We start from the raw sequence: 10,300 nt of genomic DNA on the forward strand, positions 1-10,300 counted from the left end.
GGGCTGCTCGCGCTGGGCAAGCTGGGCATCTCGCGCGCCAGTGGCCTGTTGCCCGACGGCACGCCCTTCAGCATGCCGCAGCTCGACCCGCTGCCCGCGCCGATCGAGGTCTCGGCCGACGTGAAGGGCGAGATCATGTACCTCGCACTGCCGCTGCAGCGCGAGGGCCTCAACGAGGTCGATTTCGGCAGCACCGACGTCGACGAGCTCGCCCGCTACGGCGCTGTTGAAGAAGACGTGCGTGACAACACCGATGCGTCCGACGAGCCCACCACCATCCAGACCGGCCGGCTGCGCCTGCGCCTGGTGCGCGCGAAGGAAGCCACCGAAGCCTACGCGCTGCTCGGCGTGGCGCTGGTGGCCGAACGCCGCAGCGATGGGCAGGTGACGCTGGAGCGCGGCTACATCGCGCCGCAGGTGGCCATCGAGGCCACTGCGCAACTCTCTGCCAGTGCCTCGCTGCTGCATGGGCTCATCCTGCAGCGCGCGCAGGCGCTGGCCGGCCGCATGGGGCAGCTGAGCCACGGGGTCTCGGAGCTGGCCGACTTCCTGATGCTGCAAACGCTCAACCGCAACGAGCCGGTGTTCAGCCAGCACGCCGCCACGCCCAATGCCCACCCGCGGGAGCTGCATGGCGACTGCCTGCGCCTGGCCGGCGACCTGGCCACGCTGGCCAGCAACAAGCGCCGCCCGCCCGAGTTCCCGCCGTACCGGCACGATGACCTGTTGCGCACCTTCACGCCGGTGTTCGACGAGTTGCGGCGCATGCTCACCGCAGTGCTGGAGCAGAACGCTCTGCAGATCGAGCTCACCGACCGCAAGTACGGCGTGCGCACGGCGGTCGTCACCGACCTCGAACTCGCTCGCACCGGCACCTTCGTGCTGGCCGTCAATGCGCAGGTGCCGGGCGAGCAGCTGCGCCAGCGCTTCCCGGCGCAGACCAAGGTCGGCCCGGTCGACAAGATCCGCGACCTGGTGAACCTGCAGCTGCCGGGCATCGGTCTGCGTTCGCTGCCGGTGGCGCCGCGCCAGTTGCCCTTCCATGCCGGCTTCTTCTACTTCGAACTCGATCGTGGCGGCGACCTGTGGAAGCCCATCGAGCAGAACGGCAGCGTGGCCATGCACATCTCGGGTGATTTCCCCGGGCTGGAACTGGAGTTGTGGGCGATTCGGAAATAGGGCGCAGGCCCTGCTTGAGAGCACCTGATGAGCACCTCGAACCCGGACGATCCGTTTGCCGACATCGACACCGGCCGCACGTTCATCATGCCCACGCCGGGCGGGCGCGCGAGTGCTCCGGCCCATGCAGCCACCACCTCGCGCATCGGCCAGCCGGCGGGTGCTGACGTCGCCCCCGACATCGGCCCGAGCGAAAGCGGCCTCAACCCGCTGGTCGCCCTGGCCAACCCGCTGCTCGCCCTGGTGCCGCAGGTGCGCGCTACCACCCACCTGCAAGACCCGGCGGCCCTGCGCGAATCCATGGCCCAGGGCGTGCGCGAGTTCGAGGCCGCGGCCCGGGCCAAAGGCATCGCACCCGAGCGCGTGCTGGCGGCGCGCTACATCCTGTGCACCCTGCTCGACGAAGTGGCCGCCACCATGCCCTGGGGCGCTTCGGGCCAATGGGGGCGGCACAGCCTGCTGGCGATGTTCCACAACGAGACCGGCGGCGGCGAGAAGGTGTTCCAGCTGATGGCCAAGCTGGCCGAGAACCCGGCCGCCAACCGCGATCTGCTGGAGCTCATCTACGCCGTGCTGTGCCACGACTTCCAGGGCCGCTACCGCGTGGTCGATGGCGGCAAGGCCCAGCTCGAAGCGGTGCGCGAGCGGCTCGCGCAGATCCTGCAAAAGGAGCGCGGCCCGTACCCGCCCGCGCTGGCGCAGAACTGGATGGGCGAGAAGCCCTCGCGCCGCTCCATGCTCACCTGGCTGCCCCTGTGGGTGACGGCGGCGGTGGTGGCGCTGCTGCTGGTGCTGGTCTACAGCCTGCTGGCCTTCAAGCTGAGCGGCGACTCCGACCCGGTGTTCGCACGCATCCAGGAGCTGCGGCTCGCGCCACCGGCGCCGCCCGTCAAGCTGCCGGCGCCCACGCCGCGGCTGGCGCAGTTCCTGGTGTCCGACATCAAGGCCGAACAGGTTGCCGTGCGCGACGAGGTCGACCGCAGCGTGGTCATCATTCGCGGTGATGGTTTGTTCGCCCCGGCCAGCGCATCGCTCAGCCCGGACCGCGAAGCGCTGATGAAGCGCATCGCCGAAGCCCTGCGCCAACTGCCCGGCGCGGTGGTCGTCACCGGCCACACCGACAACGTGCGCATCCGCACGGCGAGCTTTCCCTCCAACTGGCACCTGTCCGAGGCGCGGGCCAACACCGTGCGGCAGATCCTGCTGCGCAACGGCCTGCCCGACCAGCGCGTGCGGGCCGAAGGCCGGGCGGATGGCGAGCCGGTGGCACCCAACGACACGGCGGCCAACCGTGCGCTCAACCGGCGCGTGGAGATCACCTTGTTCATCGCGCGCCCGGTGCAGCCGGCGTCTGGGAACTGATCCATGTTCAAGAAGATCCTCGGCCTCATCTTCAACCCGTGGGTGCTGCTGGTGCTGGGGCTGCTTGCGCTCGCGCTGCTGATCTGGATCGTTGGCCCGCTGGTGGCCATCGGCGACTGGCGCCCGCTCGATGGAGTGACCGCTCGGCTGGTGTTCATCGGCCTGATCGTGCTGCTCATCGTGGCGCGCAACCTCTTCAAGCTGTGGTCCTCGCGCAAGAAGAACGACAAGGTGGTCAACCAGCTGCTCGCGCCGGCCGCCGCGAGCGACCCTGCCGACGGCGAGATCAAGACGCTGAACGAGCGCTTCACGCAGGCGCTGCAAACGCTCAAGACCGCCCAGTTCGAGCAGCCCAAGACGGGCCTCGCCGGCTTGTGGGGTGGCCTCTCGTCGCGCCTCGGCAAGCGCTACCTGTACGAGCTGCCGTGGTACGTGATCATCGGCGCGCCGGGTTCGGGTAAGACCACCGCGCTCATCAACTCCGGGCTCAACTTCCCGCTGGCCGGTGCGTCGGGCGAGCACTCGGTGCGCGGTGTGGGCGGCACGCGCAACTGCGACTGGTGGTTCACCGACCAGGCCGTGCTGATCGACACCGCCGGCCGCTACACCACGCAAGACAGCCACAAGGCGATCGACAGCAAGGCCTGGGAGGGCTTCCTCGGCCTGCTCAAGCGCAGCCGCCCGCGCCAGCCGCTCAATGGCGTGCTCGTCACCATCTCGGTGACCGACCTGCTCACGCAGACCGCCGCCGAGCGCGGCCTGCACGCCACCACCGTCCGCCAGCGCCTGCAGGAGCTGCACCAGCACCTGGGCATGCGCTTTCCGATCTACCTGCTGGTCACCAAGTGCGACCTGCTGGCCGGCTTCATGGAGACGCTGGGTGATGTCGACAAGGAGACCCGCGCCACGCCCTGGGGCATGACCTTCAAGCTCGACCGCCAGCAGCACACCGACTTGAGCGCCTTCGGCCACGAGTTCGACCTGCTGGAGCAGCGCCTCACCGATGGCGTGATCGCCAAGCTGCAGCTGGAGCGCGACCCACAGCGCCGCGCGCGCATCTACAGCTTCCCGCAGCAGTTCGACGCCTTGCGTGACCTGGTCAAGAGCTTCCTGGAGCAGGTGTTCTCGCCCTCGCAGTTCGAGGCCCATCCGCTGCTGCGTGGCGTGTACTTCGTGAGCGGCACGCAAGAAGGCACGCCCATCGACCGCATGCTCGGCCGCATCGCGCGCACCTACCGACTGGAGCGCACGGTGGTGCCGCCCAACCAGGCCAGCGGCAAGAGCTACTTCCTCTCGCGCCTGCTCAAGGAGGTGGTGTTCGCCGAGAGCGGCCTGGCCGGTACCGACACCAAGTGGGAGCGCCGTCGCGGCATGCTGGCGCTCGGCGCCTACGCGCTGGTCGGCCTGTTCGCCATTGCGGCGCTGTTCGCCTGGGGCGTCAGCTACGTGGGCAACCAGCGCTACGTGGCCAAGGTGGATGCATCGGTCGAAGAGGTGCGCAAGCTGGTGCAGGCCACACCCAACCGCAACTCGTCCGACGTGCTGGTGCTGCTGCCCGCGCTCGAGGCCACGCGCGACCTGGCGCACGCAGGCATCGGCGAGTCCGCACCGATGTCGCTTGGCTTCGGCCTCTACCAAGGCCGCAAGCTCGATGCGAGCTCGCAGCAGACCTACCGGCGCATGCTGATCGACGCGGTGCTGCCGCGCATCGCGCTCGGCATCGAAGACCAGCTCAAGACCGGCAACGACAACCCCGAACTGCAGTACGAGGCCTTGAAGGCCTACATCATGTTGTACGACCCCGAGCGCTTCGACCCCGCCGCGCTCAAGCTCTACGTGACTGCCGCCTGGGAGACCACGCTGCCGCGCTCGGTGACCACCGAGCAGCGCGCCGAACTGGAAGCGCACCTCGACGCACTGCTGGCCGAAGGCGCGGTGGTGTCGCCTCTGCCTGAAGACAAGGCCCTGGTGGCACAGACGCGTGCGCGTCTGGTGGCCACGCCACTCACCGAGCGCATCTTTCGCCGGCTGATGCGCCAGGGCGTGGGTGCGGAGTTCCCCGACTTCACGGTGGCCAAGGCGGCGGGGCCGGGCGCGGCGCTCGTGTTCACGCGCGCCAGCGGCCAGCCGCTGACCAAGGGGGTGCCGGGGCTGTTCACCAACGACGGCTACCACAAGGGCTTTCAGCGCGAGGTGGAACGCGTGGCCTCCCAGCTCGCCGACGAAGAGAGCTGGGTGCTGGGCGTGAACGACAGCCAGCGCCGCAACGCGCTCAAGGAGCTGGACGTCAAGCTCCAACTCATCGAGGAGGTGCGCCGCCTCTACCTCACCGAGTACGTCAAGGTCTGGGAAGCCTTCATCGCCGACATCAAGATGGTGAAGACCAGCAACCTTTCGCAGGCGGTGCAGATGGCGCGCGTGCTGTCTGCGCCGGACAACCCGCTGGTGCCGCTTCTCAAGGCCATGTCGCGCGAGACCACGCTGCGCGACACGAAGGACGTGGCGGGCAAGGTCGAGACGCGGGCACGCGACGCCCTGCAGCGCTCGCGCGAGGAGCTCTCGCGCCTGCTGGGCGGCAAGAGCACCACCGCCGCGTTGGCGCCCGGGGAGGCCATCGAGAGCATCGTCGACGACCGCTTCATCGGCCTGCGGCAGATGGTCACCTCGCCCGATGGCAAGCTGCCCGCACCGGTGGACGGCACGGTGGCGCTCATCAACGAGGTCTACACGCTGCTGACTGCGGCCGATACGGCGGTGAAGGGGGGCAATGTGCCGCCGCCCTCCGAGGTGCCCAACAAGGTCAAGGCCGAGTCCGCCCGCCTGCCCGAGCCGGTGCGCTCGCTGCTGGCCACCTTGTCGGTGAGCGGCACGGCGGCGGCGCTGGAGATCACGCGCAGCAACATCGGCAACGCCATCAACGCCGAGATCGGCGAGTTCTGCCGCCAGGCCATCACAGGCCGCTACCCCTTTGCCCGCAGCAGCTCGCGCGACGTCACGCAGGAAGACTTCGCCCGCGTCTTCGCGCCTGGCGGACTGCTCGATGCCTTCTTCCAGAAGAACCTGCAGAACTTCGTCGACACCACCACGCGACCGTGGAAGTTCCGCAGCGTCGACGGCGCGAGCATGGGCACCGACAGCTCCACCTTGCTGCAGTTCCAGCACGCGGCCGTGATCCGCGACACCTTCTTCCGCGGCGGCCCGCAGATGGGCATGCGGCTCGACTTCAAGCCGGTGGAGATGGACGCGACCATCACCCAGTTCATCCTCGATGTCGATGGACAGGTGGTGAAGTACGCGCACGGGCCGCAGATCCCCGCCAGCGTGCAATGGCCGGGGCCGCGCGGCAGCTCGCAGGTGCGTGTGGCGCTCACGCCGGTGTCGGTCAACGGCAACTCGGGCCTGACGAATGACGGGCCCTGGGCCTTGTTCAAGCTCTTCGACCGACAACAGATCGAAGGGGCGGGCGCACCCGAGCGCTTCCGGGTGACCTTCAACGTCGATGGCCGCAAGGCCACGTTCCTCGTCACGTCGAGCAGCGTGCGCAACCCCTTCCGCTTGGCCGAACTGGAACAGTTCTCATGCCCCGGCAAGCTCTGACCGACAAGTCTCTGCTCGAACTGCTCGAAGGCACGGGCGTGGAAGCCCCCGGCTGGTACGGCAAGATGGCCATGCTCGGCGACTTCGCCAGCCGCCGCCTCCCGCAGGAGTTCGTCGACGTGTGCGATGCCTGGCTCGCACGTGGCGTGGAGACGAGCCGTGCTCAACTCGCCGAGCGCTGGCTCGACGTCTACCTCACCGGCCCGATCTGGCGTTTCGCCTGGGCACCTGGTGTGGTCGACGCGCAATGGTGGTTCGGCGTGATGATGCCCAGCGTCGACAAGGTCGGCCGCTACTTCCCGCTGGTGATCGTGCGCGGCGCCCAGGGGCTGCCCGACAGCAGCGAAGGCCTGAGCGCCCTGCAGAACTGGTTCGCGCACCTGAGCGCGGCGGCTCTCGGCACCCTGCAGCCGGGTGCGACGCTCGAAGACTTCGAGTCGGCTCTCGCACGTGCGCCGGCGACGAGCGAGCCATCGGCACTGCTGGCGTCTCCTACCGCGACCTTGTTGCCCGGCCGCGTGCGCCACACGGTACCGGGCACAGCCAGCTTGCTCACCTGGGCCCAGGGCCTGATGGCCGAAGATGTGCTGTTGCGCTTTGCCGGCCGCAGCCTGTGGTGGCCCGACCATGCCGAGGCGCCCGACGACAGCCTCAGCATCGCGCAAGGCCTGCCGCCGCCGAACTACTTCTCCGAGCTGCTCGAAGGGCGCTGGTAGGCGCACGGTTTGCTTCGCCTTGCTGCTGGGGGCGTGCCGCGCCGGCACACCCTCGAAAGGCTGCAACGTGGACAGAAAGACTGACGACATTCCGGCAAATCGTGCAGAACCGGCTTCCCGCGGAGACCGGCTGATGAACGCTGTGCTGGCCGTCGTGGCGGTCGCGTCCATCGAAGTGATCGCGGGTGCGGCCATGATCCGTTTCTCGACGCATCAGGCCATGCCGAATCCGCATTCGGAGTTGGCATCGGTGAGCGCGGCGTCGGAGCGCATCGAAGCCACTGACGCGCTGTCGATGGCGCAGTGGGTCGCCCGTAGCGGCGATGCAGGCCGACGCCCGTTCGTCATCGTCGACAAGGCTCATGCGCGTGTGATGGCGTTCAAGGCCTCAGGCGAACTGCGCAGCAGCAGCCCGGCGCTGTTGGGCCTGGCGCATGGCGACGATTCGGTGCCCGGTATCGGCTCGCGCAAGGTGGCCGACGTGCGCCCCGAGGAGCGCATCACACCGGCCGGCCGTTTCATCGCCCGCCGGGGCCACAACCTCGACGGTGAAGACGTGGTGTGGGTCGACTACGACGCGGCCGTCTCCATGCACCGGGTGCGCAGCACGCAGGAGAGCGAACGACGCCTGCAGCGCCTGGCCACGCCGACCATCGACGACAACCGCATCTCCTACGGATGCATCAACCTGCCGGCCGCCTTCTATGACGAGGTGATCGACCCCATGACGCGGGCCGCGCCCGTGGTCATCTACGTGCTGCCCGAGTCGCGTTCCATCGCCGATGTCTTTGCGCTGCGCAAGGTGGCCAAGGCACCGAACCCCTCCTGAAACGAAAACCGGGCCCGAAGGCCCGGTCGGTCGAGCCGGTCATGGCTCAGTTGCGGTCGGCACGGGGCGCAGGTGTGTCCGTGCTGCTGCTCATGCTTGAGTCCGCGGGGGAACTCGTCTGCGGGGCATTGCTGCCCGGAGCGGTCGACGAATCGGCTGCCCCGGGAGGCGCCGTCGGGGTCGTGTCACGCGGTGTGGTCGTGGTGGTGGTGCCGGTGCTCGGTTGGGCGCCCATCGATGGCTGCTGGTCGCTCGGTGTCGTGGTCTGCGCAATGCTGATGCCGGCGGCAGCGACCAGGGCCACCACGGCGGCAAGGCTCATAGCGTTCTTCATAACTCGGACTCCTTCCAGTGGGTTTCAAGGGCGGGACGACGAGTCCCGGTGCTTGAAAACCAGCAATGGGCATGCCGATGGCAGCCCCGTCGCGCAGCTTTACGCGACGCGACGAAGTCCTACTACTTGACCAGCATCACGCGCATGCCCAGCGGCTTGCCGGCCGGGCGGTCGAGCACCTGCACGGTGGTCTCGCGGGGCTTGAAGCCTTCGGGCAGCGCCTGGCTGCCGCGCACGACCTCGTGGCCCGTCAGAGCCAGCACAACCGGCTTGAGTGCCACGGTGGTGTCCGGGCCGCGCGCCGACTGGCCGGCCACGGTGAGTTGCATCACACCGGTGAACGGCTTGCCGCCGCTGCGTTCGCGCGTGAGCACCACGTCGTAGACCAGCATGCCGCCCTTGGTGGTGAAGCGCCCGGCGCGCACCTCGACACCGCCGCCGCGCGGATCGGGCGGCAGCGAGGCCACGATGGCACCCACGTCGGCCCGCAGCTCTTCGATGGTGTTGCGGCTGCCGGCCAGCTCGTCGGTGAGGCTCTTCTTGTCGGCCAGCGCCGCGCTGAGCTTCTTGTCGGTGTCGGCCAGCTGCTGCTTGAGCCGCGTGCGCTCGGTGTCGGCCGCCTCGAAATCGGCGCGTAGTTCGGTCGACTGGGCAGCCGACAGGCGCGGCGGCAGGTAGCGCTCCTGCACCACCACCACGCCCACCGCGCCAACGATCATGCCGCTGAGCAACAGCACCAGCCAGCGGGGAGGCCGGCCGCGCTTGCGCCGGCTGCCATAGGACTCGAGGACGACGGGTTTGGATTGGCCGAACATGCAGGGTTGTCAGGGCACTGGATCAGGGGGTGACAGGGTACAGCGATCGAAAAACCCCCTTGAAACACGATGTGCCAAACGCCGCGCAGCGCTATGCTTTCCGCCTCGGCGATCGACCTCTCTGAGCATCCAAAGGAGGAGCAGATGTACGGACTGATCGAGAAGATGGTGGCCGCGTCCGGCCAGCGCGAAGCCCTGGTGAAGATCCTGCTCGAAGGTTGCAGCTCGATGCCCGGGTGCCTGAGCTACATCGTCGCCCAGGATCCCACCGACGTGTGCGCGATCTGGGTCACCGAAGTCTGGGACAGCCAGCAAAGCCAGCGCGCCGCGTCGTCGCTGCCTTCGGTGCAGCGGGCCATCGAGCGCGGCAAGCCCCTGATCGCGAGCTTTGGTGGGCTGACCGTCACCGAACCCCTGGGTGGCTGCGGCCTGAACGGCCGGTCGTCGTAGCCAGGGGCGCCTTCGGCTGCTGCCGGGGTCAGTCCGCTGCCGCGAAATGTGCCAGCTGGTCTTGGTGTGCCCGGACGAAGGACGGGCGTGCCGTTGCTCGCTCAAGGTAGTCGCGGCATGCAGGGAGCCTGGCCAGCCCGTCGAAACGATGCACCAGCCGCAGCACATCTGCCATCAGGATGTCGGCCACGGAGAAGCTTCCGGCCAGCCAGGCGCATCCTGACAACACCCCCTCCATGTGCTGGAGTCTGGCCTGCAGGAATGCGTCAAGCATTCGCAGCGCCGGCGATCCATGGTCATCGCCCGCCAGCTTGAAGATCGACCACGGCAGGCTGGCCATCTCGACCGAGTTGAGCGCGGCAAACAGCCATTCCCTGGTCTTGCTGCTGGATGGGCGGTCGGCAGGCATCAGCGCCTCGCTGTACTCGCCCAGATGAAGCAGGATCGCGCCACTCTCGAATACCGAGATGTCCCCGTCCGTCAACCACGGCACCTGGCCAAACGGCTGATGCGAAAAGTGCCCGGCGCTCCGGGCGCGAAATGGCACGCTCTCCACACGGTACGGCAAGCCGGCCTCTTCCAGTGCCCAACGCACGCGGATGTCGCGCACGTAGCCTCGTGCTGCGTGAGGTACCCAGTCGAACGTGGTGAGGATCAACTCGTCGGGCTTGGTGCAGGTGTCATCGGGGGAATGGCGCTGGGTCATGTTGTTTCGTCTTTCTCTGAGTGAACCGCCGCTGCCGCGACATGCGGATTGCGTCGTACCGTCTTAGAGACAAGGCGAGTCCAAAACTCATCGCTTGGTCACGCTGACCAGAACACATCCGCCGACAAGTCGGGCCGACGATGAGCTGCCGGATCCAGGAACGCGCGAGTGCCGGCGACAACGATCTGCGCGCAGCCCCAGCGCGTCGCCATGAACTTTCCCAATGGGCCATCCGCCCGGTGATGGGCTCTCGCCATGGAAAAATACTGATCAGTTCACACAATGACCATACAGTTGACTATAAATACCGAT

Annotated in this window: 9 protein-coding genes; 6 read left to right on the forward strand and 3 right to left on the reverse strand. The window is 68.0% G+C overall.

Going from position 1 to position 10,300, the window contains the following annotated elements; genetic code table 11:
• The 5 genes from tssK to VFL64_RS01505 all read left to right on the forward strand — a co-directional run.
• Positions 1-1,179, forward strand: a 1,179-nt coding sequence (tssK, locus tag VFL64_RS01485) for a type VI secretion system baseplate subunit TssK (RefSeq protein ID WP_489538604.1), incomplete at its 5' end; no start/stop codon positions are given.
• A gap of 27 nt (positions 1,180-1,206) precedes the next feature.
• Positions 1,207-2,541 (forward strand): DotU family type VI secretion system protein, encoded by a 1,335-nt coding sequence (locus tag VFL64_RS01490; protein WP_489538605.1) that lies wholly within the window; start codon positions 1,207-1,209, stop codon positions 2,539-2,541.
• A gap of 3 nt (positions 2,542-2,544) precedes the next feature.
• A complete protein-coding gene (gene tssM, locus VFL64_RS01495; RefSeq protein WP_489538606.1) occupies positions 2,545-6,138 on the forward strand; it encodes a type VI secretion system membrane subunit TssM in 3,594 nt (1,197 codons plus the stop codon).
• Positions 6,120-6,854: a type VI secretion system-associated protein TagF gene (gene tagF, locus VFL64_RS01500; RefSeq protein WP_489538607.1), complete on the forward strand. Its 735-nt coding sequence runs from the start codon at positions 6,120-6,122 to the stop codon at positions 6,852-6,854. Before tssM ends, tagF begins: the two co-directional genes overlap by 19 nt.
• A 133-nt stretch (positions 6,855-6,987) precedes the next feature.
• Positions 6,988-7,683, forward strand: a complete 696-nt coding sequence (locus VFL64_RS01505; RefSeq protein ID WP_489538608.1) for a L,D-transpeptidase — start codon at positions 6,988-6,990, stop codon at positions 7,681-7,683.
• A 46-nt stretch (positions 7,684-7,729) separates the two neighbouring features.
• Here the strand turns inward: VFL64_RS01505 and VFL64_RS01510 are convergent, their stop codons facing one another.
• A complete protein-coding gene (locus VFL64_RS01510) occupies positions 7,730-8,005 on the reverse strand; it encodes a hypothetical protein (RefSeq protein WP_489538609.1) in 276 nt (91 codons plus the stop codon).
• A 134-nt stretch (positions 8,006-8,139) separates the two neighbouring features.
• Positions 8,140-8,832 (reverse strand): hypothetical protein, encoded by a 693-nt coding sequence (locus VFL64_RS01515; RefSeq protein ID WP_489538610.1) that lies wholly within the window; start codon positions 8,830-8,832, stop codon positions 8,140-8,142.
• 144 nt (positions 8,833-8,976) lie between these two features.
• Here VFL64_RS01515 and VFL64_RS01520 point away from each other — a divergent pair, with 144 nt between their 5' ends.
• On the forward strand, positions 8,977-9,282 hold the full coding sequence (locus tag VFL64_RS01520; RefSeq protein WP_489538611.1) for a putative quinol monooxygenase: 306 nt from the start codon (positions 8,977-8,979) through the stop codon (positions 9,280-9,282).
• A gap of 28 nt (positions 9,283-9,310) precedes the next feature.
• Here VFL64_RS01520 and VFL64_RS01525 read toward each other — a convergent pair whose 3' ends face one another.
• A complete protein-coding gene (locus VFL64_RS01525; RefSeq protein WP_489538612.1) occupies positions 9,311-9,988 on the reverse strand; it encodes a glutathione S-transferase family protein in 678 nt (225 codons plus the stop codon).
• Positions 9,989-10,300 lie beyond the last annotated feature (312 nt).

This window comes from Rhizobacter sp. (assembly GCF_035702065.1).
Classification (GTDB): domain Bacteria; phylum Pseudomonadota; class Gammaproteobacteria; order Burkholderiales; family Burkholderiaceae_C; genus Rhizobacter.